Origin of the sequence: Defluviimonas sp. D31 (assembly GCF_033436765.1) — a bacterium.
GTDB lineage: Bacteria > Pseudomonadota > Alphaproteobacteria > Rhodobacterales > Rhodobacteraceae > Albidovulum.
In genome coordinates this window covers 38,253-61,681 of sequence record NZ_JAWQFN010000003.1, presented here as the reverse complement: position 1 = coordinate 61,681, position 23,429 = coordinate 38,253, and the positions used below count along the sequence as shown (strand labels likewise).

At 66.1% G+C, this 23,429-nt stretch carries 22 protein-coding genes and 1 tRNA gene; 17 read left to right on the top strand and 6 right to left on the bottom strand.

Annotated features, from left to right (window positions below; translation table 11 throughout):
• Positions 1-197: 197 nt before the first annotated feature.
• From R5H32_RS06765 to R5H32_RS06755, 3 genes are all read right to left on the bottom strand, one after another.
• Complete coding sequence (locus tag R5H32_RS06765; protein WP_318337928.1) at positions 198-1,313, bottom strand: site-specific DNA-methyltransferase; 1,116 nt, start codon at positions 1,311-1,313, stop codon at positions 198-200.
• Positions 1,314-1,397: 84 nt separating this feature from the next.
• On the bottom strand, positions 1,398-2,033 hold the full coding sequence (locus R5H32_RS06760; RefSeq protein ID WP_318337927.1) for a ribonuclease HII: 636 nt from the start codon (positions 2,031-2,033) through the stop codon (positions 1,398-1,400).
• A 122-nt stretch (positions 2,034-2,155) separates the two neighbouring features.
• Positions 2,156-2,683 carry a hypothetical protein gene (locus R5H32_RS06755; RefSeq protein WP_318337926.1) on the bottom strand — a complete coding sequence of 176 codons (528 nt, stop codon included), beginning with the start codon at positions 2,681-2,683 and terminating at the stop codon, positions 2,156-2,158.
• A 172-nt stretch (positions 2,684-2,855) separates the two neighbouring features.
• Here R5H32_RS06755 and R5H32_RS06750 point away from each other — a divergent pair, with 172 nt between their 5' ends.
• The 4 genes from R5H32_RS06750 (at position 2,856) to R5H32_RS06735 (ending at position 6,293) form a co-directional block, all read left to right on the top strand.
• Entirely contained in the window at positions 2,856-3,104 is a 249-nt protein-coding gene (locus tag R5H32_RS06750; RefSeq protein ID WP_318337925.1) for a hypothetical protein, read from the top strand.
• Between the two features lie 19 nt (positions 3,105-3,123).
• Positions 3,124-3,828, top strand: coding sequence for a helix-turn-helix domain-containing protein (locus R5H32_RS06745; RefSeq protein WP_318337924.1), 705 nt, complete (start codon positions 3,124-3,126; stop codon positions 3,826-3,828).
• 90 nt (positions 3,829-3,918) lie between these two features.
• Positions 3,919-5,013, top strand: coding sequence for a carboxynorspermidine decarboxylase (locus R5H32_RS06740; RefSeq protein WP_318337923.1), 1,095 nt, complete (start codon positions 3,919-3,921; stop codon positions 5,011-5,013).
• A gap of 38 nt (positions 5,014-5,051) precedes the next feature.
• Complete coding sequence (locus R5H32_RS06735) at positions 5,052-6,293, top strand: saccharopine dehydrogenase family protein (RefSeq protein ID WP_318337922.1); 1,242 nt, start codon at positions 5,052-5,054, stop codon at positions 6,291-6,293.
• A gap of 94 nt (positions 6,294-6,387) precedes the next feature.
• On the opposite strand, the gene R5H32_RS06730 is transcribed toward R5H32_RS06735, so the two are convergent.
• Together R5H32_RS06730 and R5H32_RS06725 are read right to left on the bottom strand one after the other, a co-directional pair.
• Positions 6,388-6,975 (bottom strand): VOC family protein, encoded by a 588-nt coding sequence (locus R5H32_RS06730; protein ID WP_318337921.1) that lies wholly within the window; start codon positions 6,973-6,975, stop codon positions 6,388-6,390.
• A gap of 179 nt (positions 6,976-7,154) precedes the next feature.
• A tRNA-Leu gene (locus tag R5H32_RS06725) sits at positions 7,155-7,239 on the bottom strand.
• 148 nt (positions 7,240-7,387) lie between these two features.
• Between R5H32_RS06725 and R5H32_RS06720 the strand changes: the two genes are divergently transcribed.
• The 12 genes from R5H32_RS06720 (at position 7,388) to R5H32_RS06665 (ending at position 21,858) form a co-directional block, all read left to right on the top strand.
• Positions 7,388-8,374, top strand: coding sequence for a complex I NDUFA9 subunit family protein (locus tag R5H32_RS06720; protein WP_318337920.1), 987 nt, complete (start codon positions 7,388-7,390; stop codon positions 8,372-8,374).
• 250 nt (positions 8,375-8,624) lie between these two features.
• Positions 8,625-9,431, top strand: coding sequence for a hypothetical protein (locus tag R5H32_RS06715; RefSeq protein WP_318337919.1), 807 nt, complete (start codon positions 8,625-8,627; stop codon positions 9,429-9,431).
• A 99-nt stretch (positions 9,432-9,530) separates the two neighbouring features.
• The gene (locus R5H32_RS06710) at positions 9,531-10,334 is read left to right on the top strand and encodes an undecaprenyl-diphosphate phosphatase (RefSeq protein ID WP_318337918.1); all 804 of its coding nucleotides are present in this window, start codon (positions 9,531-9,533) and stop codon (positions 10,332-10,334) included.
• 160 nt (positions 10,335-10,494) lie between these two features.
• The gene (locus R5H32_RS06705; protein WP_318337917.1) at positions 10,495-11,931 is read left to right on the top strand and encodes an NAD(P)-dependent oxidoreductase; all 1,437 of its coding nucleotides are present in this window, start codon (positions 10,495-10,497) and stop codon (positions 11,929-11,931) included.
• Between the two features lie 122 nt (positions 11,932-12,053).
• Entirely contained in the window at positions 12,054-12,776 is a 723-nt protein-coding gene (locus R5H32_RS06700; RefSeq protein ID WP_318337916.1) for a hypothetical protein, read from the top strand.
• Entirely contained in the window at positions 12,773-13,213 is a 441-nt protein-coding gene (locus R5H32_RS06695) for a GFA family protein (RefSeq protein ID WP_318337915.1), read from the top strand. The genes R5H32_RS06700 and R5H32_RS06695 overlap by 4 nt, the downstream gene beginning before the upstream one ends.
• Positions 13,210-17,748 (top strand): glutamate synthase large subunit, encoded by a 4,539-nt coding sequence (gltB, locus tag R5H32_RS06690; protein ID WP_318337914.1) that lies wholly within the window; start codon positions 13,210-13,212, stop codon positions 17,746-17,748. The genes R5H32_RS06695 and gltB overlap by 4 nt, the downstream gene beginning before the upstream one ends.
• A 220-nt stretch (positions 17,749-17,968) precedes the next feature.
• A complete protein-coding gene (locus R5H32_RS06685; RefSeq protein WP_318337913.1) occupies positions 17,969-18,913 on the top strand; it encodes a Hint domain-containing protein in 945 nt (314 codons plus the stop codon).
• Positions 18,914-18,966: 53 nt separating this feature from the next.
• Positions 18,967-19,710 (top strand): monofunctional biosynthetic peptidoglycan transglycosylase, encoded by a 744-nt coding sequence (gene mtgA, locus R5H32_RS06680; protein WP_318338242.1) that lies wholly within the window; start codon positions 18,967-18,969, stop codon positions 19,708-19,710.
• Between the two features lie 52 nt (positions 19,711-19,762).
• Positions 19,763-20,428, top strand: a complete 666-nt coding sequence (locus tag R5H32_RS06675) for a glutathione S-transferase family protein (RefSeq protein WP_318337912.1) — start codon at positions 19,763-19,765, stop codon at positions 20,426-20,428.
• An 81-nt stretch (positions 20,429-20,509) separates the two neighbouring features.
• The gene (queG, locus tag R5H32_RS06670) at positions 20,510-21,550 is read left to right on the top strand and encodes a tRNA epoxyqueuosine(34) reductase QueG (RefSeq protein ID WP_318337911.1); all 1,041 of its coding nucleotides are present in this window, start codon (positions 20,510-20,512) and stop codon (positions 21,548-21,550) included.
• A 113-nt stretch (positions 21,551-21,663) separates the two neighbouring features.
• Complete coding sequence (locus R5H32_RS06665) at positions 21,664-21,858, top strand: hypothetical protein (protein WP_318337910.1); 195 nt, start codon at positions 21,664-21,666, stop codon at positions 21,856-21,858.
• 24 nt (positions 21,859-21,882) lie between these two features.
• Here the strand turns inward: R5H32_RS06665 and R5H32_RS06660 are convergent, their stop codons facing one another.
• On the bottom strand, positions 21,883-22,551 hold the full coding sequence (locus R5H32_RS06660; RefSeq protein ID WP_318337909.1) for an ankyrin repeat domain-containing protein: 669 nt from the start codon (positions 22,549-22,551) through the stop codon (positions 21,883-21,885).
• An 82-nt stretch (positions 22,552-22,633) separates the two neighbouring features.
• On the opposite strand from R5H32_RS06660, the gene R5H32_RS06655 reads away from it, so the two are divergent.
• Positions 22,634-23,422 carry an ion transporter gene (locus R5H32_RS06655; RefSeq protein WP_318337908.1) on the top strand — a complete coding sequence of 263 codons (789 nt, stop codon included), beginning with the start codon at positions 22,634-22,636 and terminating at the stop codon, positions 23,420-23,422.
• Positions 23,423-23,429: the final 7 nt, after the last annotated feature.

Genomic DNA, 23,429 nt, shown 5'->3' with positions numbered 1-23,429 from the left:
CAGTGTAGCATCTTTTTTTGCCATGAGAACTCGGACGTTGTGCTGGGGTTCACGAACGCCGCCTTGAGTTGCCGCAGACTCGTGCGGGCGTAAACGCGAATGTCCGCCGCGAATAAAAAAACCCCGCCGGGGGTGCAATCCGGCGGGGCAAGGTTGTGCCGTGGTACTCCCCACGGGCACCGGCGGTAACGTGTTTCTCAGTGCGGGCGCGCGTCGTCCATCTCGGCCCGGATCTGCTGGCGCAGGAGGTCGATCGGCACCATCTTTCCGTCGCGCTTGAAGTGCCAGTAGGTCCACCCGTTGCAGGATGGCGCCCCTTCCAGATGCGCGCCGACCTGGTGGATCGAGCCCTTGACGTCATTGCCAATGAGCGTGCCATCCGCGCGCACCTTGGCCTTGAAGCGGTTGCCGATCGAGTAGAGCTCCTCGCCCGGACGCAGCATGCCGCGCTCGACGACCTGGCCGAAGGGCACGCGCGGCTCGGCGCGTTTCGATTGGCTCGTCTCCAGCGCCTCGCGGTCGAACTTGCGGATCCTGGCGATCCGTTTCGCAGCGGCCTCGCGGTAGCTTTCCTCGCGCTCGATCCCGATGAAGTCGCGGCCGAGCATCTTGGCGACCGCGCCGGTCGTGCCGGTGCCGAAGAACGGGTCGAGCACCACATCGCCCGGATTGGTCGTCCCGACGAGGATCCGGTGCAGAAGCGCCTCGGGCTTCTGGGTCGGGTGCGCCTTGTCGCCGTTCGAGTCCTTCAGCCGCTCATGCCCGGTGCAAAGCGGGATCACCCAGTCCGACCGCATCTGCACGCCGTCGTTCAGCGCCTTCAGCGCCTCGTAGTTGAACGTGTACTTGCCGGCTTCGGATTTCGAGGCCCAGATGAGCGTCTCATGCGCATTGGTCAGCCGCTTGCCACGGAAGTTTGGCATCGGGTTCGACTTGCGCCACACCACGTCGTTCAGGATCCAGAACCCCTGGTTCTGCAGCTCCGCCCCCATGCGAAACACGTTGTGGTAAGAGCCGATCACCCAGATCGCGCCATTGGGCTTCAGGAGTCGGCGGGCGGCGGCGAGCCAGTCCTTCGTGAACTTGTCATAGGCCTTGAAGCTGTCGAACTGGTCCCAATGGTCGTCGACCGCGTCGACCTTGGAGTTGTCCGGGCGGTGCAGGTCACCGCGAAGCTGCAGGTTATAGGGCGGATCCGCGAAGATCAGATCCACCGAGCCCTCGGGCAGCGAGCGCATCACCTCGATGCAATCGCCGGCCAGAATTTCATTGCGCGGAAGCCCCAGGGCCCCCTTTACCATCGTCTTCGTCATCGCTGCCTCATCCCCGGCGTTGGCGCCGTTCTTGTTGCTTCCAAGATGAGTCAGGACCGATTCGCCGTCAAATTCTTTTTTGAATCAACGACTTATGGTTTGGCCTTGATACAAGATATGGTGCACCGGCTTGAACGAACGTCTATGGTGTGGGGTCACACCAAGATTTCGGAGCGCCTCGAGGTGATCTTTGGTCGGGTAACCGGCGTTTCTTTCCCAGCCGTAGCCCGGATGCTGTTGCGCCAAATCCACCATGATGCGATCGCGCCACACCTTGGCGACGATCGAGGCCGCCGCGATCGACTGCGAACGCGCATCGCCCTTCACCACGGCCTCCGCCGAAAGCGAGAGGTCGCGCGGCAGCCGGTTGCCGTCGACGAGTACATGGTCGGGCGCCTGCGCCAGCCCGGCGACCGCCCGGCACATCGCCAGATGGCTTGCCTGGAGGATGTTGAGCCGGTCGATCTCCTCGACGCTCGCCTCGGCCACGGCGACATCGGCCTGCGCCATGATCTCGGCCGCCAGGGCCTCGCGCCGGGCCTGCGTGAGTTTCTTGGAATCGTTGAGGCCGGGCGGAATCCTTGCCGGATCAAGCCGCACGGCGGCGGCGACGACCGGGCCGCAGAGCGGGCCCCGGCCGACCTCGTCGACGCCGGCGACATAGGTCAGGCCGCGTACGAAGGCGGCCAGCTCGAAGCTGAAATCGGGTCCATCGGTCATGCGGCCACCTTGCGCGGCCGAGCGGCGGGCGCAAGAAAAAAGGGCGGGTGATGATCACCCGCCCTCAGGTCCGGCTTCGGTGCACAACATAACCGTCGCCGACTGCTCGACCGGCCCGCGATTCAGCGGACTCGTGCGATCTGGAACCCCCGGTTCTGGAGGCAATTCGTGCCGTAGACCGTGCGGTTGCCCCAACGGTCGCGGATGCGGAAGGCGCAATCGTCCGGCAGGCGATAGCCGCGACCGAATTCCGACAGGCAGCGCGCCGACACCACCTCCCGACGGCCATAGCCGCTGCGGATCGGGAACACGCATTGCGCCGGTATCATCTGGCGGCGCGCGTAACCATAGGGCTTTTGCCTCTTGTGGGCGTACTTGCGCTTGTAGACATGCCGGTCGTCCCGGTCGTCGAAATAGCGGCGGTCGTCGTTGAAGCCGTAATACGGCCGGTAGGGCTGATAGGACCGGTTGGGAGACGCATAGCCGTAGGACTTGCGCTTGTTCGTTTCGTTGAGGATCAGCCCCAGCGTGATCGCGCCGAGCGCGAGGCCGAGCGCCTCGTCATTATCGAGCGCGGTGGCCGGCGCGGCGCCGACCGAGGACAGGGCCAGGGCGGCAGCGACGGCAGCGGCGATCAGTCGATTCTTCATCGTGGACCTCCTTGCTGTCTGGTGGCGAGCAGGGCGCGATGCCGCCCGGGTCGTGGCCGAGACTGGCCGCCGCACACCGAGACAAGCAATAACGCGGCCCTGCTAGCGGATAACTCCGGCAAGGCACGGCTTTGTTATTGATTAGCCTTTTGTGCCGTCGCAGGTTGGCGGCATGATGAAACGCATGGCACCCATCCTTCTGGCGCTCGCCGCCCTGACGCAGGCCGATCCGGCCTCCGCCGCCTGCCGCGTCGAATACAAGGCGAAGCAGGACAACCCCCTGCGCCTCGATTTCGGCACCGCCCAACTGCCCGACAGCGCCTGCGCCTCGAAAGAGGCCGCCGCCAAGGCACTGGCGCCGCGGCTCAAAAAGGAAGGCTGGACGCTGCTGGCCATTGTCTCCATCCTTGGCGGCGGATAACCGCACCGAGGGAGAAGACGTGGCCGAAGCCGTCAGCGTGACAACCGAAGCCCTGCGCTCCGGCAACCGAGTCGTGGTCTGGGGCATCGCCGGCATCGTCGGCATCCTCGCCCTTGCGGCGGTTTTCCTGTTCCTGGCGCTTCCCGACGCCAACATCTTCAACGCCCGCGTCGAGCGCATCTTCATCGAGAACGACGCGCTCACGACACGCGAACAGATCAAGCTCCTCGAGGTTCTCGCCCAATCCGGTACCGCCTTCGCCGAGGTGCTGACGAGCTACCGGATGGTGATCTTCGTGCTCTTGCTGTTCGCGACCGGGCTTCTGATCGCGGCGCTCGTCTTTCTCGTGATGATCGTCGCGCTCAACAAGCGCATGGGCGAGATCGAGCGTCAGGGCATCCAGATCTCCTCGCTCCTGATCAGCCGGGCGCAGAACGCGGTCGTGCTGAACAACATGGAGTTCAAGCTCACCCCCGCCGCGGTCGAGACGCTCTCGGTCCTTGCCGAGGCGCGGATGGACGACGACGTGATGTCCGGCGCCGAGATCGAGGCGGTGATCTCGGGCAAGAACGCCGCCGACTGCGACGAGAGTGCGGGCGCGATGCGGATCAAGCGGCTGAGGGATGCGCTCGGAAACCAGATCGTGTCCGAGCTTCTCGTGAAGAACATCGCCCGGCGCGGCTACATGCTCGCGGTCGACAAGGACACGATCCGGATGATCTGAGCCCTTGCGCCGGGCGCGGCCAAGCCGCACTTGCGCGCAAAGGTCCACGGAATTATACCGACGCTTCTACTTGCCGACCGGGGGGCGCGCGTGATCCAGACACCCTTCTATCTGATCGACAAGGCGAAGTTGCTTCGCAACATGGAAGTCATCGACCGGCTGCGCGAGGGTTCCGGCGCCAAGGCGCTCCTGGCGCTTAAGTGCTTTGCGACCTGGTCGGCCTTCGACCTGATGCGCGAGCATATGGACGGCACGACCTCCTCCTCGCTCTTCGAGCTGCGGCTCGGGCGCGAGAAGTTCGGCAAGGAGACCCACGCCTATTCCGTCGCCTGGGCCGATCACGAGATCGCGGAGGCGGTGGGCTACGCCGACAAGATCATCTTCAACTCGATCGGTCAGCTTGAACGCTTCGACAACCAGTCGGCGGGCATCCATCGTGGGCTGCGCCTCAATCCGCGCTTCTCGACATCCGGCTTCGACCTCGCCGACCCGGCGCGGCCGTTCTCGCGCTTGGGCGAATGGGACGCGACGAAGATCATGGCAGTGATCGACCGGATCTCGGGCTTCATGATCCACTACAATTGCGAGAACCGCGATTTCGACCTCTTCGACCACCAGCTTTCCCGGATCGAGGCGGAGTTCGGCGACCTTCTCGAAAAGGTCGAATGGGTCAGCCTCGGCGGCGGCATCCATTTCACCGGTGAGGGCTATCCTGTCGACGCGCTGGCAGCCCGGCTGAAGGCTTTCGCCGGGAAGTTCGGCGTGCAGGTATATCTGGAACCGGGCGAGGCCGCGATCACCAACTCGACCTCGCTCGAGGTGACCGTGCTCGACCTTCTCAACAACGGCAAGGATCTCGCGATCGTGGACAGCTCGATCGAGGCGCACATGCTCGATCTCCTGATCTACCGCGAAAGCGCCAAGCTGCCGCAGACCGGGAATCACGAATACCAGATCTGCGGGAAATCCTGCCTGGCCGGCGACATCTTCGGCGAGGCGCGGTTCGAACGCCCGCTCGCCGTCGGCGACCGCATCTCGGTCCGCGACGCGGCCGGTTACACGATGGTCAAGAAGAACTGGTTCAACGGCGTCAACATGCCGGCAATCGCGATTCGGGAGCTTGACGGGACCATCCGCCTGGTTCGCGAATTCGGCTACCAGGATTACCAGGACAGCCTCTCCTGAGGTTCCATTCCCCGCCTGACGAAGGGAGACACACCGAAGTGAAAAAGAACGTGCTGATCATTGGCGCCGGCGGCGTCGCGCAGGTCGTGGCGCATAAATGTGCGCAGCATAACGACGTGCTGGGCGCGCTGCACATTGCCAGCCGGACAAAATCGAAATGCGACGACATCATCGCGAGCGTCCACGAGAAGGGCGCAATGAAGGTCGCGGGCACGTTCGAGGCGCATGCGCTCGACGCCAAGGATACGGGCGCGGTGGCGGATCTCATCCGCAAGACCGGCAGCCAGATCGTGATCAACGTGGGCACGCCCTACGTCAACATGTCGGTCCTCGATGCCTGCATCGAGACCGGCGTCGCCTATATGGACACGGCGATCCACGAGGATCCGGCGAAGATCTGCGAAACCCCGCCCTGGTACGCGAATTACGAATGGAAGAAGCGCGAGGCCTGCGAGAAGGCGGGCGTGACCGCGATCCTCGGCGTCGGCTTCGATCCCGGCGTGGTGAACGCCTATGCGCGGCTCGCCGAGGACCAGTATCTCGACACGATCACGGAAATCGACATCGTCGACATCAATGCCGGCTCCCACGGCAAGTATTTCGCGACGAACTTCGACCCCGAGATCAATTTCCGCGAGTTCACCGGCACGGTCTATTCCTGGCAGGGCGGCGAGTGGCGTGAGAACAGGATGTTCGAGGTGGGCAAGGAGTGGGATCTGCCCGTCGTCGGCAAGCAGAAGGCCTACATGTCGGGCCATGACGAGGTGCATTCGCTCGCCAATCGCTATCCCAAGGCGGACGTGCGGTTCTGGATGGGCTTCGGCGATCACTACATCAACGTCTTCACGGTGCTGAAGTCGATCGGGCTGCTTTCGGAACAGCCGGTGACGACCGCCGAGGGGCTGGAGGTCGTGCCGCTGAAGGTCGTCAAGGCGGCCCTGCCCGATCCGGCGAGCCTCGCGCCCGGCTATACTGGCAAGACCTGTATCGGCGATCTGGTGAAGGGCACCAAGGACGGCAAGCCGGCCGAGGTCTTCATCTACAACGTCGCCGACCACAAGGACGCCTATAATGAGGTGGGCAGCCAGGGCATTTCCTACACCGCCGGCGTGCCGCCGGTCGCCGCAGCGATCCTGATCGCCGACGGCACCTGGGACGTGAAGAAGATGGCCAATGTCGAGGATCTCGACCCGAAGCCCTTCATCAGCCTCCTGAACCGCATCGGCCTGCCGACGCGGGTAAAGGATGCCGCGGGCGACCGCGCCGTCGATTTCGGTTGAGATCGCCGTTCCGAAAACAGCGAATGGCGGCGCCCCGGCGCCGCCATTTGCTTTTCCGGGCTAAGGATGGAGCCAACCTGCGCGCCCCGCGTCCTCAGCTATTGTAGGGATCCTTCGGCGCCCGGTCCTGAGAGAGCGAGCCCTGCCGCCGCGCGATCAGCACCTCGATCGCGTCGGCGAGGTGGATCTCGGCGATGTTGTAGTCGCCCCGTTCGACCCGGATCCGGTGCGCCTCGTGCAGCACGTCGGCGTGGCTGTAGCCGAAGGGCGGCTCGAACCGGTAGGCGGCGAGTTCGACCAGAAGGCCCAGCGGATCGCGGAAATAGATCGAATCCATGAAGCCGCGATCCTTCACGCCGGAATGGCTGACGCCGCGTTCGTCGAGCCGCTCGACGGCTTGCGAGAAGCTCGCCTTGGAAACGGCGAAGGCGATGTGGTGCACCTCGCCCGGCAACGGCCGGCGCGGCGTCGGATCGGCCGCCCGGTCCTCGTTGGTGAAGACGGTGATCAGCCGCCCGTCGCCGGGATCGAAATAGAGATGCCCCTCGCCCGGATTGTCGAGATTGGGCTGGTCGAAGACGAAGGGCATGCCTAGCAGCCCTTCCCAGAAGTCGATCGACGTCTTTCGGTCCGCCCCCATCAGGGTGATGTGGTGAACGCCCTGAGCCTGGATCTTTCGCATGGCCACCTCCGTTGGGCGGATGTTAGCAGCTTCCTCACGCAGCAGGAACGAAAGAGGCTGATGCTCAGTCTGGGGCTGGCGATTGCTTTGGGGCGTTTAGTATGGGCCGATGGCGCGGGAACCGTCCCGGCAACAAAAAACCCTCGGAAAAACGAATTTCCAAGGGCTTTGGATCGACTTGGTGCCCAGGAGAGGACTCGAACCTCCACGCCTTGCGGCACACGGACCTGAACCGTGCGCGTCTACCAATTCCGCCACCTGGGCAGGTGTCGTGACGGGCGATGTATAGGGGCCGCGATGCACTGTCAACGGGGTCCGGCACGAATCCCGCCTGCGATCATTCGCGCCTTGTTCACAACGTCGCGCGGCGCTAATCAGGGGCAAGAGCGGATGGTTGCCGGAGGCTTTGCCCATGTCGAAACTCGTAACGATCTACGGCGGTTCGGGATTTCTCGGGCGGTACATCGCGCGGCGGATGGCCAAGGAGGGCTGGCGCGTCCGCGTCGCTTGCCGCCGCCCGAACGAGGCGCTGTTCGTCAAGCCCTACGGCTCCGTCGGCCAGGTCGAGCCGGTCTTCGCCAATATCCGCGACGACGCTTCGGTGCGGGCCGCGATGAGCGGGGCCGACGCGGTCGTGAACTGTGTTGGCACCTTCGACAAGGGCGGCAGGAACAACTTCGAGGCCGTGCAGTCCGAAGGCGCCGCGCGGATCGCCCGAATCGCCGCCGAGACCGGCGTCGGGACGATGGTCCATATCTCGGCCATCGGCGCCGACGCGCTGAGCGACAGCGACTATGCCCGCACCAAGGCCGATGGCGAGGCGGCGGTGCGGATGCATTTCCCAGAGGCGCTGATCCTTCGCCCCTCAGTCATGTTCGGCCCCGAGGATGGGTTCTTCAACCGCTTCGCGTCCATGTCGCGCCTTGGACCGATCCTGCCTGTGGTCGGGGCGGACACGAAGTTTCAGCCGGTCTATGTCGATGACGTCGCTAAGGCCGCGGTCAAGGGCATCGTCGGCGAGGCGCATGGCACCTATGAACTCGGCGGGCCCGAGGCCGCGAGCTTCCGCGATCTGATGCACGACATGCTTGCGGTGATCAATCGCCGTCGCCTCGTGCTCAACATGCCGTTCTGGATGGCGCGGATCATGGCCTCGCTGCTGGATTTCGGCTCGGTCGTCACCGGCCGTCTGGTCAGCAACAATGTGCTGACGCGCGACCAGGTCAAGAGCCTGCGGCACGACAACGTGGTTTCGGACGAGGCCAAGGGATTGGCCGACCTCGGGATCGCTCCGACCCCGTTCTCTGCGGTGGTGCCCGACTACCTCTGGCGGTTCCGGCCGTCGGGACAGTACGACGCGATCAAGGCCTCCGCGAAGAACCTTCGTCCGCACGGCTGAACAGGCGTCCGACGGCGGCTCCTGCGGAATGGTTTGACTGGAACTCCCGACGCGCCCAGAATGCGTTGCAATTTAGCGGTGCAGTCCGGGGACTATGTCACCTGTACGATCGAGATTGTTGTTGCACATCGGCTATCACAAGACGGCGACGTCTTGGATGCAGCAACGGCTGTTCTTACCCCGTTACGGTTTTCAGCAGGTCGCAGGTCACGCCGAGGTCTGGCGACATGTCGTGGGGCCGCACGGGCTCATGTTCAAACCTGAGGACATGCGCGGCGTGATCGCGCGCGGCCTGCGCGATCTGCCGCCGGACCGGGTTCCGGTGATTTCGTCGGAGATCCTCTCTGGCCATCCTTTTTTCGGCGGCATCGGCAGCGACGTCTATGCCCATCGCCTGCACGAGATCGTGCCGGCGGCGCGGATCCTCGTGACGGTCCGGTCACAGCTTCCGATCCTGCGCTCGGTCTACATGCAGTACTTGTTACGCGGCGGCACGATGAGTGCGAAGGCTTTCTTCGCCGGCGACCGCGAGCTCGGGTTCCACGGGTTCCGGGCCGAGCATTTCGAGTATCACCGGCTTGTCGCGCTCTACCGTCACCTGTTCGGCGCCGAGAATGTTCTGGTTCTGTCGCAGGAGGGCCTGAAGGCGGACCTGGACGGGGCAGCCCGCCGGATCGCGTGCTTCGCCGGGAACGCGACCTTTGACCGGCTGAGTGCCGCAGACGGCGCGGCCTATTCGCCGAGCTATCCCGAATATGCCGCGCCGATCCTCAGGCAGATCAACAAGTTCCAACAAAGCGTGCTCAATCCGGCGCCCGTTCTCGGCATCGGGCGCACGCCAAAAGGGTTCTACCGGCTCGTCGGCGGCATAATGCGGAGGCCACCTTTTTCTTGGCTTCTGCGACGCTACCGCCCCATCAGCCGCCATGTCGAGAAGACCTTCACCGGGCGCTACGAAGAGAGCAACCGTGCGCTTTACGAGATGCTCGACGGGGATGTGGCTTTGCCCCTTGGTGGCGCCAATCCCGAGGTGGCCGCGGGCAGCCGGACCGCCTGATCGCCGCAGCTGCGGCGCGGTGGCCGATCTTGCCTCCGCGCCGGGCCTTGGCTAGGCTCGACGCGGGTTCGGTACTGGCCAGCAAGGAAATCCCCGAAAATGAGCGACACCACGCTGAGCGCCCTGCTGCTGGGCCTTCTCGAAGGGTTGACCGAGTTCATTCCGGTCTCCTCGACCGGCCATATCCTGCTCGCCGGGCATTTCCTCGGCTTCGAGAGTGCCGGCAAGACCTTCGAGGTGGTGATCCAGCTCGGCGCGGTTATGGCGGTGATCGGGGTCTATGCGGCAAAGATCGGCCGCACCATCGTCGGGCTGCCGAACGATCGCCATGCGCAGCGGTTCGCCGCTTCGGTGCTGATCGCCTTCCTGCCGGCGGTGGTCGTGGGCGTGCTGGCCCATGACGTGATCAAGACCGTGCTGTTCGAAAGCCCGCGGCTCATCGCCTCGATGCTGATCCTCGGCGGCGTCGTGCTGCTGGTCGTCGACCGCCTGCCGCTGACGCCACGCTACCATGATGCCGAGCGCTTCCCGATCCCGATGGCGCTCGGGATCGGGGTGATCCAGTGTCTCGCGATGATCCCCGGCGTCTCGCGATCGGGCGCGACGATCGTGGGGGCGCTGGCCTTCGGCGCTGACAAAAGGTCGGCGGCGGAGTTCTCGTTCTTCCTGTCGATGCCGACGATGGCGGGCGCCTTCGCCTACGATCTTTACAAGAACCGAGACGTGCTCGACCTCGGCGCGATGTGGGAGATCGCGATCGGCTTCGCGATGGCCTTCGTGGCTGCCGTGCTCGTCGTCAACTGGCTCCTCGGCTATGTCAGCCGGCATGGATACGGGCTCTTCGGCTGGTGGCGAATCATCGTCGGAATGGTGGCTCTGGCGGCTTTGAGCATGGGGCTCTGACATTTAGGTAATCAACGCTGACCTAATTTAGGTCAAAAAAACTGCCCCAACTGCCTCTGGGCCGAAAAATCCTCAAAATAGGTCAGCTAAACTGACTTTTATTTCCGTCGGCGCGGGGGTAGCAATGCGCACCCTGCATTTCCTGCCCGAAGGATGTCCCATGGCCCAGAACCGCATGCTCCAGTTCGTGACCCGCGCGCGCGAGATGCCGGAAAAGCGTGAGGCCAGTGTCCGCGCGCAGGATTTCAGCGAGATTTACCGCGAGTTCGCTGCCGCCAAGGCGGCCGAGCAGGCGGGGCGCTGCTCGCAGTGCGGCGTGCCCTACTGCCAGACCCATTGCCCCCTGCACAACAACATCCCCGACTGGCTGCGCCTGACCGCCGAGGGCCGGCTGCAGGAAGCCTACGAGCTTTCCCAGGCCACCAACACCTTCCCCGAGATCTGCGGCCGGATCTGCCCGCAGGACCGGCTCTGCGAGGGCAATTGCGTCATCGAACAGTCCGGCCACGGCACCGTGACCATCGGCGCGGTGGAGAAGTACCTGACCGACACCGCCTGGGACAATGGCTGGGTCAAGCCGGTCACGCCCGCCAGCGAGCGCACCGAAAGCGTCGCGATCATCGGCGCCGGACCGGGCGGGCTCGCCGCGGCGGACGTGCTGCGGCGGCGGGGCCTGCAGGTCACGGTCTATGACCGCCACGACCGCGCCGGCGGCTTGCTGACCTACGGCATCCCCGGCTTCAAGCTGGAAAAGGACGTGGTGATGCAGCGCATCGCCCAGCTCGAACAGGGCGGCGTGCAGTTCGTGCTGAACTGCAACGTCGGCGAGGACATCAGCTTCGACGCGATCCGCGGCAAGCATGACGCGGTCATCATCGCCACCGGCGTATACAAGAGCCGCGACCTCTCCGGCCCGAACGCCACCGCCGCGGGCATCGTCCGGGCGATCGACTATCTCACCGCCTCGAACCGCAAGTCGTTCGGCGACGAGGTGCCGGAGTTCGATAGCGGCGAGCTCGATGCCAAGGGCAAGCGCGTCGTCGTGATCGGCGGCGGCGACACCGCGATGGACTGCGTCCGCACCGCGATCCGCCAGGGCGCGCAGTCGGTGAAATGCCTCTACCGCCGCGACCGCGCCAACATGCCGGGCTCGCAGCGCGAGACCGCCAATGCCGAGGAGGAGGGCGTCGAGTTCGTCTGGCTCATCGCGCCGAAGGGCTTCACCGCGGGCGACGCGGTCGAGGGCGTGCTGGTGCAGCAGATGCGGCTTGGCGCGCCGGACGCGTCGGGCCGGCAGTCGCCCGAGGTGATCGAGGGCGCGGATTACGTCGAGGACGCCGACCTGGTGATCAAGGCGCTCGGTTTCGAGCCCGAAGACCTGCCGAAGCTCTGGGGGTCGGAAGGGCTGGAGGTGACGCGCTGGGGCACGGTGAAGGCCGATTTCCGCAGCCATGCGACCAGCCTGCCCGGCGTCTATGCGGTCGGCGATATCGTGCGCGGCGCGAGCCTCGTGGTCTGGGCGATCCGCGACGGGCGCGAGGCGGCCGAGAGCGTGCTCGACTATCTCGCCGGAGCGCAGGCCGTCGCGGCGGAATGAGCCGGGGCGGCGCGGTGGCGGCGTCCTGTCGGCAGAACGTATGGCATCCGGTCCGTTCACCGGAACCTAGGCAAGGTTAATGGGTCAGGTCCGTTGACCCGTAGGATGAAGGAAGTCTGAACGTGACACGGATCGGCGCGATCATCGGCCTCGGCGTCCTGGCGCTCGGCCCGGCCCTGCCGGCGTCGGCGGGCGGCAAGTTCAAGGCACCGGAGGGCTGCGAGGTCTTTACCACGGTGCAGCTTCGCGGCTGCCAGGTCTCGCAGCACTACCGCTGCGAGAAGGACCCGCCGGGCGACCAGTGGGCGGTCTACCTCGATCAGGACGGCCCGTTCTACGCCAGCCGCATCGACGCCGAGACCCGCTGGGTCGAGAGCTTCGACCTGACCACCGGCGAGAGCGACAAGATGCTGTCGGAGGCCGATCCGGCCTCGTTCACCATGCTGCTCGCCACCGGGCGCGACGATTACGACTTCCGGATCAAGAGCTCGACCGGCGAGGTCCGCCATTACACCGGCTGGGACACGCTGACCGGCGAGGCGGTGACGATCGACGGCGTGGTGCTGGAGCGCACGAAGTTCGACCTGACCGCGGAGACCGAGGACGGCACGGTGCTCTGGCACCGCTCCGGCCAGCAGTTCGTTCATCGCGACTGGCGGCTCTTCTTCGCCGACGAGGAGACCTTCGAGGCCGGTTCCGGCGAGACCGAGACCCGCACCGACACGCCGGTCGATTTCGCCTTTCCCGGCGACAAGGGCTTCCTTGCGACCGAGCCGAGCTACGACTGCAACATGACGATGACGCAAGCCGAGCTGCCGCTCGATGGCGAAGGATACCGGCAATGAACGCCACGACGCTGACCGGGCACTGCCTCTGCGGCGCGGTGACAGTCTCGATGGAGCCGGCGAAGCCGGAACTGAACGCCTGCCATTGCGGCATGTGCCGGCGCTGGACCGGCGGCGTCTTCATCGAGATCGACGCCCGGCCCGGCACGCTGAAGGCGGAGGGGCCGGTGCGGTCGTTCCGGTCCTCGGACTGGGCGGAGCGGACCAGCTGCGCGACCTGCGGCTCGCCGCTCTGGTATCGGCTGACCGATCCGAAGGCGGATTTCCACGCCGTCTCGGCGGGGCTCTTCGACGATGCCGGGGGCTTCCCCCTGACCAAGGAAATCTATGTCGACCGCAAGCCCGGAGGCTTTGCCTTCGCCGGCGACCACCTGCGGCAGACGGAAGCGGAATTTCTCGCCTCTATCGGGGTGAGTGCAGAAGGAGAAGGCCAATGACGCGGTTCGATGCAGAGTGGATGGCGGCCGAGGAGGCCAAGCGTCAGTGGATGGCGGAGAACTCGCTTTACCGCGCGGAGGACGAGCATTCGTCCTGCGGCGTCGGCCTCGTGGTCTCGATCGACGGCAAGGCCTCCCGCAAGGTCGTGGAGAACGGGATCGACGCGCTGAAGGCGGTCTGGCACCGGGGCGCGGTCGATGCCGATGGCAAGACCGGCGACGGCGCGGGGATCCATGTGCAGATCCCGGTCAAGTTCTTCTACGACCAGATCCGCCGCACCGGCCACGAGCCCGACCTGAAGGCGCTGGTCGCGGTCGGCCAGGTTTTCCTGCCGCGCACCGATTTCGGCGCGCAGGAGAGCTGCCGCACGATCGTCGAGACCGAAGTCCTGCGGATGGGCTATTACATCTACGGCTGGCGCCATGTCCCGGTGAACACGGAAGTGCTGGGCGAGAAGGCCAATGCGACGCGGCCCGAGATCGAGCAGATCCTGATCAAGAACTCCAAGGGCGTCGACGAGGAGACCTTCGAGCGCGAGCTATACGTCATCCGCCGGCGGATCGAGAAGGCGGCGGCGACGTCGGGGATCGCGGGGCTCTATCTCTGCTCGCTGTCGTGCCGATCGATCATCTACAAGGGCATGATGCTGGCCGAGCAGGTCGCGGAGTTCTACCCCGACCTCAAGGACGAACGGTTCGAGTCTGCCTTCGCGATCTATCACCAGCGCTATTCGACCAACACCTTCCCGCAGTGGTGGCTGGCCCAGCCGTTCCGCATGCTCGCCCATAACGGCGAGATCAACACGCTGAAGGGCAACCTCAACTGGATGAAGAGCCACGAGATCCGCATGGCCTCGGCGACGTTCGGCGAGCAGGCGGGCGACATCAAGCCGATCGTGGCGCAGGGCTCGTCGGACTCGGCGGCTCTGGACGCGGTCTTCGAGGTTCTGGTGCGCGCCGGGCGCTCGGCGCCTATGGCCAAGACCATGCTGGTGCCCGAGGCCTGGTCGAAATCGGCCGTCGAGATGCCGAAGGCGTGGCAGCACATGTATGCCTATTGCAACGCGGTGATGGAGCCCTGGGACGGGCCGGCGGCGCTCGCGATGACCGACGGGCGCTGGGTCTGCGGCGGGCTCGACCGCAACGGTTTGCGTCCGATGCGCTATGTCATCACCGGCGAGGGGCTCCTCATCGCGGGCTCCGAGGTCGGCATGGTGCCGGTGAACGAGGCCGGGGTGCGCGAGAAGGGCGCGCTCGGGCCGGGGCAGATGATCGCGGTCGACATGGTGGAGGGCAAGCTCTACCACGACGCCGAGATGAAGGACAAACTCGCGGGCGCGCAGCCCTATGCGGACTGGCTGTCGAAGGTCGTCGATCTCAATGCGATGATGCACGACGTGCCGGAAGTGGCGCTCTTCGAAGGCGCCGAGTTGCGCCGACGCCAGATCGCGGCGGGCTATTCGCTGGAAGAGCTCGAGCAGGTGCTGGCACCCATGGCCGAGGACGGCAAGGAGATGGTCGCGTCGATGGGCGACGACACCCCGGCGGCGGTGCTGTCGAAGACCTATCGGCCGCTGTCGCACTTCTTCCGGCAGAACTTCTCCCAGGTCACCAACCCGCCGATCGACTCGCTTCGTGAAAGCCGGGTGATGAGCCTCAAGACCCGGTTCGGCAACCTCAAGAACGTGCTCGACGAGGACAGCTCGCAGACCGAGATCCTCGTGCTGGAAAGCCCGTTCATCGCCAATGCCGAGTTCGACGAGATGGTGCGCCAGTTCGGCGCGAGCGTGGCGCATATCGACTGCACCTTCGCGGCGGGCGGCCAGCATGACGCGCTGCGGCAGGGGCTGGAGCGGATCCGCGCCGAGGCCGAGGACGCGGTGCGCTCGGGCGCCGGGCATATCGTTCTGAGCGACCAGCACCAGGGCGGGGACAAGGTGGCGATGCCGATGATCCTTGCGACCTCGGCGGTGCACAGCTGGCTGACCCGCAAGGGGCTCCGGACCTTCTGCTCGATCAACGTGCGCGCGGCGGAGTGCATCGACCCGCATTACTTCGCGGTGCTGATCGGTTGCGGCGCCACCACGGTCAACGCCTATCTGGCGCAGGATTCGATCGCCGACCGCGTGCGGCGCGGCCTGATCGAGGGCACGCTGGTCGAGGCGATGCGGCGCTACCGCGACGCGATCGACGCAGGGCTCCTGAAGATCATGTCGAAGATGGGGATCTCGGTCATCTCCTCCTATCGCGGCGGCCTGAACTTCGAGGCCGTCGGGCTTTCGCGCGCGATGGTGGCGGAGTACTTCCCCGGCATGCATTCCCGGATATCCGGCATTGGCGTCAGCGGCATCCAGCACAAGCTCGAGGAGGTGCACGCGAAGGGCTGGACCTCGGGCACCGACGTGCTGCCGGTCGGCGGCTTCTACAAGGCGCGCCGCTCGGGCGAGAAGCACGCCTGGGAAGCGCAGACGATGCACATGCTGCAATCGGCCTGCGACCGGGCGTCCTATGACCTCTGGAAGCAGTATTCCGCCGCGATGCGGGCGAACCCGCCGATCCATCTGCGCGACCTTCTCGACATCAAGGCTTTGGGCCGGCCGGTGCCGATCGAGGAGGTGGAATCGATCACCTCGATCCGCAAGCGGTTCGTGACGCCGGGCATGTCGCTCGGCGCACTGAGCCCCGAAGCGCACAAGACGCTCAACATCGCGATGAACCGGATCGGCGCGAAGTCCGATAGCGGCGAGGGCGGCGAGGATCCGGCGCATTTCGTGCCCGAGCCGAACGGCGACAACCCGTCCGCCAAGATCAAGCAGGTGGCCTCGGGGCGCTTCGGCGTGACGGCGGAATACCTCAACGCCTGCGAGGAACTGGAGATCAAGGTCGCTCAAGGAGCGAAACCCGGCGAGGGCGGCCAGCTTCCGGGCATGAAGGTGACCAAGCTCATCGCGCGCCTGCGTCACTCGACGCCCGGCGTGACGCTGATCTCGCCGCCGCCGCACCACGACATCTACTCGATCGAGGACCTGGCGCAGCTCATCTACGACCTGAAGCAGATCAACCCGCGCGCCAAGGTGACGGTGAAGCTGGTGGCCTCCTCCGGCGTCGGCACGATCGCCGCCGGCGTGGCCAAGGCCAAGGCCGACGTGATCCTGATCTCGGGCCACAACGGCGGCACCGGGGCCTCGCCTGCGACCTCGATCAAATACGCGGGCCTGCCGTGGGAGATGGGCCTGACCGAGGCGCATCAGGTCCTCGCGATGAACAAGCTTCGCGACCGGATCACGCTGCGCACGGACGGCGGGCTGCGGACGGGCCGCGACATCGTCATCGCGGCGATGATGGGGGCCGAGGAATACGGTATCGGCACCGCCGCGCTCATCGCGATGGGCTGCATCATGGTGCGCCAGTGCCAGTCGAACACCTGCCCGGTCGGCGTCTGCACCCAGAACGAGGCGCTCAGGCAGAAGTTCACCGGCTCGGCCGACAAGGTGGTGAACCTCATCACCTTCTACGCCCAGGAAGTGCGGGAGATCCTCGCCCAGATCGGCGCGCGGTCCTTGGACGAGGTGATCGGGCGGGCGGATCTTCTGAGCCAGGTGAGCCGCGGGTCGGCGCATCTCGACGATCTCGACCTCAATCCGCTGCTCATCACCGTCGATGGCGCGGACAAGATCGTCTACGACCGCTCGAAGCCCCGGAACGTGGTGCCGGATACGCTCGATGCCGAGATCATCCGCGACGGGGCGCGGTTCTTCGAGGATGGCGAGAAGATGCAGCTTTCCTATGCGGTGCGGAACACCCACCGCACCATCGGGACGCGGGCGTCGAGCCTCATCGTGAAGAACTTCGGGATGCGCAACGCGCTGCAGCCGGACCACCTGACGGTGAAACTTACCGGCTCCTGCGGCCAGTCGCTCGGCGCCTTCGCGGCGCCGGGGCTGAAGCTCGAGGTGGCGGGCGATGCCAACGACTATGTCGGCAAGGGCCTCTCGGGCGGTCTCATCGTGGTCAGGCCGCCGATGGTCTCGCCGCTGGAGGCGTCGGAGAACACGATCATCGGCAACACCGTGCTTTACGGCGCGACCGACGGCTATCTCTTCGCCGCCGGCCGCGCGGGCGAGCGCTTCGCGGTGCGGAACTCGGGCGCGAAGGTGGTGATCGAGGGCTGCGGCTCGAACGGCTGCGAGTACATGACCGGCGGCGTCGCGGTCATCCTCGGCCGGATCGGCGCGAACTTCGGCGCCGGCATGACCGGCGGCATGGCCTATGTCTATGACCCCGACGGCAAGGCCGAGGAGCTGATGAACCTCGAAAGCCTCGTCACCTGCGCGGTCACGCATTCGCATTGGGAAGCCGAGCTGAAGGGCCTGATCGAGCGCCATGCGGCCGAGACCGGAAGCGTGAAGGCCAGCCGCATCCTCCAGCACTGGGAGAGCGAGCGGGCGAACTTCCTGCAGGTCTGCCCGAAGGAGATGCTGGTCCACCTGCCGCATCCCCTGAGCGCGGACGCCGCGGCGATGCCGGCCGAGTAGGGCCGGGAGCCGGAGAAACGGGGGGCCGGGCGCATTGCCCGGCCCTTCGCGTTTCATCGCGAGCGTTGCGCAAGGGTCACGGTTGGGACGCCATGCAGGCGTCAGGAGGGCCGTAACAAAATCTTGACAGAATCGTGCAACACTTTTTCCAGCGCGGGTCTCGCGTCTTGTCACGGGATCGGCCGTGCGGTTGTATTGGTGACAAAAGGTTCGTCAGGACATGGCTACATTCACTTTCATAGCGCAGGACGTGAACGGCGACCCGTTCAAGACGGGCGGCAATATCAACATTGTCACCAACGCGTGGACCTCGCTCACCTTCACCGACATCGACAACAAGCTCGGCGTTGCCCTGCCCGGGGAGTATGTCTCGCTCGACGGCGGCAAGACGCAGCTCAGCTACGAGTTCCTGGGATATGGCAATGTCCGCGGCGATCCCACGCAGCGGGCGGGGTTCATTCGCATCGACCTCGGGGGCGGCAAGTACAAGACGCTGGCAATCGACATGAACGCCGATGGCGATGGCGTGCCGGATCTCTCGAACGGCAATACCCAGCTGACGATCAAGAGCCTTGTGCCTGGTCCGCCGGAACCCTGGCCGGTGCCGCCCTGCTTCACACCGGGCACGCTCATCACGACGCCGGAGGGGCCGAGGAGAGTCGAGGAGATCCGTGTCGGCGATCTCGTCACGACGATGGACCACGGGCCGCAGCCGGTGCGCTGGATCGGTCGGCGCACCGTCGGCGCGATGGACGGTTTTGCGCCGGTGCGGATCGAAGCGGGAGCGCTCGGCAATGCCCGTGCGCTGCTGGTCTCGCCGCAGCACCGGATGTTGGTCACCGGCTGGACGGCGGAGCTGGTGATCGGCGCGCATGAGGTGCTGGTCGCGGCCGCGTATCTCGTTGGCCAGCCCGGCATTGCGCGCCTGCCGATGGTCAAGATCGACTATCTGCACCTGATGTTCGACCAGCACGAGATCATCTTCGCCGAGGGTGCGGCCACCGAGAGCTTCCATGCCGGCGACTGGATCCTCGACAACGACCAAGCGATCCGGGACGAACTCGTCGAGATCTTCCCTGAACTCGCGGGCCCGGTGGATGCGGACGTCTTGCCGACGGCGCGGCCAGTGATCAGCGGCCACGAGGCGCGGCTCTTGGTGGCCTGAACCGGCGGGAATGGCTTGACCCCGGGGGGCGGGCCGTGGCTATGGTTCCGGCAATGGCGAAGGGCAGGTCAACAGCAGGAAGACCACGGCGGAAGGCGGCGCCGAAGGGCGCGGCGGGCTTGGCCGTGACGCCGCGCGACCTTTGGCGCTGGGCCCGGCGCGGGGTTGCGGGCGTGGTCGGGGGGTTCCTGTTCCTCGTTCTCGCCTTCACCGTGATCAACCCGGTGATGACGCCCTACATGATCGCCGAAAGCTGGCGCCGCGGCGGCATCGCCCGCGACTGGGTGCCTATCGAGGAGATCGCGCCGGAGCTGGCCCGCGCGGTGGTGGCGGCGGAGGACGCGAATTTCTGCCTGCACTGGGGTTTCGACATGCGGGCGATCCGCGCCGCGCTCGACGAGGGCGCGGGACGCGGCGCCTCGACGCTGAGCCAGCAGGTGGTGAAGAACGTCTTCCTCTGGCAGGGGCGGAGCTGGCCGCGAAAGGCGCTCGAGGCGCTGATGACGCCGGTGGTGGAAATGGTCTGGACCAAGCGGCGGATCCTCGAGGTCTATCTCAACGTCGCCGAGACCGGGATCGGCACCTTCGGCGCCGAGGCCGGCGCGCAACGCTATTTCGGCGTCTCGGCAAGCGAGCTCGGCGCCGGACAGGCGGCGCTGATCGCAGCGACGCTGCCCGATCCCAAGGGCCGCAACCCGGTCAAGCCCTCGGGCTTCCTGAAGAAACGCGCCCGCGCCATCGGCGAGGGGGCGGCGACGATCCGCGCCGACGGGCGTTCGGCCTGTTTCGAGGATTGAACCGCCGGGGCCGCGCCGTTATCACCGGAGAGATTCCAACCGAGTTCAGCCCATGACCCGTCTTTACCACGTTCCGCTTTCGCCCTTTTGCCGCAAGGTGCGGCTGACACTCGCGGAGAAGCGGATCGAGGTCGAGCTGGTGGAGGAACGCTACTGGGAGCAGGGGCCGGATTTCCTGCGCCGCAACCCGGCCGGCAAGATCCCGGTGCTGCGCCATGACGGGCGGGTGATGTCGGAAAGCCAGGCGATCTGCGAATATCTTGACGAGACCGTGCCGGAGCCGCGGCTGATGCCGAAGGAACCCGACGCGCGCTACGAGGTGCGCCGGCTCTGCGCCTGGTTCGACGACAAGTTCCATGACGAGGTGACCTCGAAGCTCCTCTACGAGCGGGTCAACAAGAAGGTGATGGGGCTCGGGTATCCCGAGAGCAAGAACGTCAAGGCTGGAGCGACCCGGATCAAGTATCATCTCGACTACCTGAGCTGGCTTCTCGACCAGCGCCGCTGGCTCGCCGGCAACGAGATGACGCTGGCCGATTTCGCCGCCGCGGCGCATCTGTCGAGCCTCGACTACATCTCGGACGTCGACTGGAACCGCAGCCAGAACGTCCGGGACTGGTATGCCAAGATCAAGTCGCGGCCCTCGTTCCGGTCGCTCCTGGCCGACCAGGTGCCGGGCTTTCCGCCGCCGCCGCATTACGCGGACCTGGACTTCTGACCCCGGCCGGGACGCCGGGGGTTTCACACCCCCGGACCCCCGTGGAGTATTTGCAGACAGAAAGTGAGCAGGATCATGGATATGTCCGCGCTCAAGGCACGGATCACGGCGCGGGCGCTGGAGGAGGGATTCTCGGCGGCGGGGTTCTGCGCACCGGGGGCGATCCCGGAGGCGGCGGCGCGGCTTTCGGCCTTCGTCGCGGCCGGCCGGCACGGGCAGATGGGCTGGATGGCGGAGCGCATGGGCTGGCGCGGCGATCCCGCGGCGCTCTGGCCCGAGGCGCGCACCGTGATCATGCTCGCCGAGGTCTATACGCCGGAGGCCGATCCGCGGGTGGTTCTGGCAGAGCGCGACCGCGGTGCGGTCAGCGTCTATGCGCAGGGCAAGGATTACCACGATCTGGTCAAGAAGCGGCTGAAGCGGCTTGGGCGCTGGCTGATCGAGGCGGCGGCGAAGGAGGGGCCGGCGCCGGAGATCAAGGTCTTCGTCGATACCGCGCCGGTGATGGAAAAGCCGCTTGGGCAGGCGGCGGGGATCGGCTGGCAGGGCAAGCACACCAATCTCGTCAGCCGCGAGCTTGGTAACTGGTTCTTTCTCGGCGCGATCTTCACCACGCTCGACCTGCCGAAGGACATGGCCGAGGGCGACCATTGCGGCTCGTGCCGCGCCTGTCTGGACGCTTGTCCGACCGCGGCCTTTCCTGCGCCCTATGAGCTCGATGCGCGGCGCTGCATCTCCTACCTCACGATCGAGCACAGGGGCCCAGTGGCGGAGGAGTTGCGCGGCCTCATGGGCAACCGGATCTATGGCTGCGACGACTGTCTTGCCGCCTGTCCGTGGAACAAGTTCGCGGCGGCGGCGCGCGAGATCGGCTACCAGCCGCGGGTCGGTGCGCCGGAACTGGCCGAGCTCGCCATGCTCGACGATGCGGGGTTCCGGGAGCGGTTCTCGGGCTCGCCCATCAAGCGTATCGGGCGTGACAGGTTCGTGCGCAACGTGTTGTATGCAATCGGAAATTCTGCTAATCTGGCGCTCTGGCCGGTGGCGGGGGCGCTTTGCGACGATCCCGATCCGGCCGTGGCCGACGCCGCGCGCTGGGCCGTCGCCCGGCTGGCGGAGTGAGGCCGGAGCGGGACTTAGGAGGGCATTGGGGGTGGTCATGTGGCCGATTCGGCCCCATGCTGGACTTCGCCCCGACGCCTGGGGGCAGACGAGAACCCAAGGAGGAGGAGAGTATGAGCCGGCATGCCGTCGACCGTCGGAAATCACCTGAAGGTGGCCGTCTGAAGAACTATGTCGAGGTCGAGAAGACTCATGGCGAGGAGGGCACGCATCCCGCCACCAAGGCGCTGCACGAGCGGACCACGGAGCGCAACAATGATGCGAAGCTGCGTGAATACCTGAGGATCGAGCGCGGCCACCGGGCCTGACGGGTCCGAGGCCCGGCCGGGCGGTCACTCGGCCGCGCGGATCAGCCGGGCGATCGCGTCGAAGCCGCGGGCCTCGGCATGGGCGAGAGGCGTGGTGCCGCCGCGGTCGGCGATCGCTGGATCGGCGCCCGCCGTGACGAGGGCCTGCACCACGGCCTGGTGGTTCTGCCCGCCGTCGCCGAGGATCACCGCCTCTATGAGCGCGGTCCAGCCCAGATTGTTGACATGATCGAGCGGCGCGCCTGCGGCGATCAGCCGGCGCACGACCTCGACGTGGCCGAGATGCGCGGCGGCGATGAGCGCGGTGCCGTCATAGGGGCTGGTCGTCAGCCCCGGATCGTTCCCGAGCGCGATCGCGAGCGACATGAGGTCGGGGTCGTCGGCGACGGCGGCGATGGTGACGGCGTCGTAGGCGTCTGCGTCGAGCGCGTTCATGTCGGCCCCGGCCTCGGCCAGCGCGCGGAGGGCATCGTCCTGCGAGGCGAAGGCGGCGACATGGGCCGGGGTGCGGCGGCGACCGTCGCGGGCGTTGACGTCGGCGCCTTGCGCGGCGAGGCGGCGGATCGTGGCGGCATCGCCCTCCTGCGCGGCGCGGTGGAGCCCGTCGTAGGCGGCGATCTCGGCCGCGGAGGGCGCGGTCTGGGCGGCAGCCGGCAGGGCCAGCAGCGCGAGCGCGAGGATCAGTCCGACCATGGTGCCTCCTGTCGTTCCGGCGGCCTTGTCGGCCCGCCTGCCTGCGTCCATATGAGAGCCGAACAGGACGAGGGATACCATGATGACGCCGCGCGAACGAGTTTCGGCATTTCTTGACACATCGGCCGTGCGCAACGCGATCATCGGCGTGATCCTCTTCAACGCGGTGATCCTCGGGCTCGAGACCTCGCAGGTGGTGATGGCGCGGGCGGGCGGGCTTCTGTATCTGCTCGACACGGCTTGCCTGACGGTCTTCGTGGCCGAGATCGCGGCGAAGCTCTATGCGCGGCGGCTGTCGTTCTTCCGAAACGGCTGGAACCTCTTCGACTTCGTCATCGTCGGGGTGGCGATGGCGCCGGCGGGCCAGGGCTTCGCGGTGCTGCGGGTGCTGCGGATCCTGCGCGTGTTGCGCGTCATCTCTGTCACGCCGCGGCTGAGGCGGGTGGTCGAGGGCTTCATCTCGGCGCTGCCGGGGATGGGCTCGGTGTTCCTGCTGATGGGGATCATCTTCTATGCCGCCTCGGTGATGTCGACCAAGCTCTTCGGCGCGAGTTTCCCGGAGTGGTTCGGCACGCTCGGCCGGTCGGGCTACTCGCTCTTCCAGGTCATGACGCTGGAGAGCTGGTCGATGGGGATCGTGCGGCCGGTGATGGAGGTCTATCCCATGGCCTGGGCCTTCTTCGTGCCGTTCATCCTGATGACCACCTTCGCGGTGATGAACCTCGTCGTCGGCCTCATCGTCAACTCGATGCAGGAAGCCCACGGCGAGGAGGAACACGCGATGACGGATGCCTACCGCGACGAGGTGCTGACCCGGCTCGCCGCGATCGAGGCGAAGCTCGACGCGGAGCGGCTGGACCGGGCCGGCTGAGGCCGGC

Excerpts from the sequence above, each read along its gene's own strand:
- R5H32_RS06715 (WP_318337919.1), top strand. The coding sequence starts at position 8,625 with ATGTTCAAACCTGAGGACATGCGCGGCGTGATCGCGCGCGGCCTGCGC.
- R5H32_RS06665 (WP_318337910.1), top strand. The coding sequence starts at position 21,664 with ATGAGCCGGCATGCCGTCGACCGTCGGAAATCACCTGAAGGTGGCCGT.
- R5H32_RS06675 (WP_318337912.1), top strand. The coding sequence starts at position 19,763 with ATGACCCGTCTTTACCACGTTCCGCTTTCGCCCTTTTGCCGCAAGGTG.
- R5H32_RS06720 (WP_318337920.1), top strand. The coding sequence starts at position 7,388 with ATGTCGAAACTCGTAACGATCTACGGCGGTTCGGGATTTCTCGGGCGG.
- R5H32_RS06755 (WP_318337926.1), bottom strand. The coding sequence starts at position 2,683 with ATGAAGAATCGACTGATCGCCGCTGCCGTCGCTGCCGCCCTGGCCCTG.
- R5H32_RS06730 (WP_318337921.1), bottom strand. The coding sequence starts at position 6,975 with ATGCGAAAGATCCAGGCTCAGGGCGTTCACCACATCACCCTGATGGGG.
- R5H32_RS06655 (WP_318337908.1), top strand. The coding sequence starts at position 22,634 with ATGACGCCGCGCGAACGAGTTTCGGCATTTCTTGACACATCGGCCGTG.
- mtgA (WP_318338242.1), top strand. The coding sequence starts at position 18,967 with ATGGCGAAGGGCAGGTCAACAGCAGGAAGACCACGGCGGAAGGCGGCG.
- R5H32_RS06765 (WP_318337928.1), bottom strand. The coding sequence starts at position 1,313 with ATGACGAAGACGATGGTAAAGGGGGCCCTGGGGCTTCCGCGCAATGAA.
- R5H32_RS06705 (WP_318337917.1), top strand. The coding sequence starts at position 10,495 with ATGGCCCAGAACCGCATGCTCCAGTTCGTGACCCGCGCGCGCGAGATG.
- queG (WP_318337911.1), top strand. The coding sequence starts at position 20,510 with ATGTCCGCGCTCAAGGCACGGATCACGGCGCGGGCGCTGGAGGAGGGA.
- gltB (WP_318337914.1), top strand. The coding sequence starts at position 13,210 with ATGACGCGGTTCGATGCAGAGTGGATGGCGGCCGAGGAGGCCAAGCGT.
- R5H32_RS06750 (WP_318337925.1), top strand. The coding sequence starts at position 2,856 with ATGATGAAACGCATGGCACCCATCCTTCTGGCGCTCGCCGCCCTGACG.
- R5H32_RS06760 (WP_318337927.1), bottom strand. The coding sequence starts at position 2,033 with ATGACCGATGGACCCGATTTCAGCTTCGAGCTGGCCGCCTTCGTACGC.
- R5H32_RS06710 (WP_318337918.1), top strand. The coding sequence starts at position 9,531 with ATGAGCGACACCACGCTGAGCGCCCTGCTGCTGGGCCTTCTCGAAGGG.
- R5H32_RS06695 (WP_318337915.1), top strand. The coding sequence starts at position 12,773 with ATGAACGCCACGACGCTGACCGGGCACTGCCTCTGCGGCGCGGTGACA.
- R5H32_RS06660 (WP_318337909.1), bottom strand. The coding sequence starts at position 22,551 with ATGGTCGGACTGATCCTCGCGCTCGCGCTGCTGGCCCTGCCGGCTGCC.
- R5H32_RS06685 (WP_318337913.1), top strand. The coding sequence starts at position 17,969 with ATGGCTACATTCACTTTCATAGCGCAGGACGTGAACGGCGACCCGTTC.